Source organism: Pseudomonas sp. K5002, from assembly GCF_013386655.1.
Classification (GTDB): domain Bacteria; phylum Pseudomonadota; class Gammaproteobacteria; order Pseudomonadales; family Pseudomonadaceae; genus Aquipseudomonas.
In genome coordinates this window covers 1-933 of record NZ_JACARK010001079.1, presented here as the reverse complement: position 1 = coordinate 933, position 933 = coordinate 1, and the positions used below count along the sequence as shown (strand labels likewise).

The window sequence follows — 933 nt, the reverse complement described above, 5'->3', positions numbered from 1 at the left end:
GCAGTTGTCACGTTCCATCAGCACGCTCAACAACAGTGTCGCGGCGATTGCGGCCCAGCAGGCCGCCCAGGCCGCTGGCCGGCAAGCGGCGCTCGGCCAGGTCTCGACGATTCCCGACGGCCTCGGCAAGGGCGGCTTGCAGGTGGACAACAGCCTGACCCAGGGCTGGACCAACGCCAAGGGCCCGACCCAGAGCCAGTCCGGTGGCAAGACCACGGTGACCATCGAGCAGACCGCCGACAAGGCGATCCTCAACTGGGAAACCTTCAACGTCGGACGCAACACCACGGTCGATTTCCAGCAGCAATCGAATTGGGCCGTGCTCAACCGTGTCAACGACCCCAACGCGCGCCCCAGCGAAATCCAGGGCCAGATCAACGCCCCTGGCACAGTGATGATCATGAACCGCAACGGGGTGATCTTCAGCGGCAGCAGCCAGGTCAATGTGCGCAACCTGGTGGCGGCCGCTGCCACCATCACCGATGACCAATTCACCCAACGCGGGATCTATGTGGATGCCAACGGCACCCAGCCGACTTTCACCGACGCGGCGGGCAAGGTCGAGGTGCAGCGCGGCGCGTTGATCCAGACTCACAACCCGGCCACCTCTACCGACGCCGGTGGCTATGCCTTGCTGCTCGGCTCGGAGGTCGAGAACGCCGGCAGCATCATCACCGCCAGGGGCCAGGCCACCCTGGCCGCCGGCGACAGTTTTTATATCCGCAAGGGCGTCGGCACCACCGGCAACGACCGCTCCACCACCCGTGGCAATGAAGTGGCCACCAGCCTCAAGGCCGGCAGCACGTCGGGCAAGGTCAGCAACAGCGGCCTGATCATGGCGTCGACCGGCGACATCACCCTCACCGGGCACCAGGTGCAGCAGAACGGCGTGGCCCTGGCCAGCACCTCGGTGGATACCCGCGGCACGATTCA

The 933-nt window shown here is 65.7% G+C and carries 1 protein-coding gene; it reads left to right on the top strand.

Going from position 1 to position 933, the window contains the following annotated elements; translation table 11 throughout:
- A partial coding sequence (locus HX846_RS33345) for a filamentous hemagglutinin N-terminal domain-containing protein (protein ID WP_178967065.1) occupies positions 1–933 on the top strand: 933 nt, incomplete at both ends.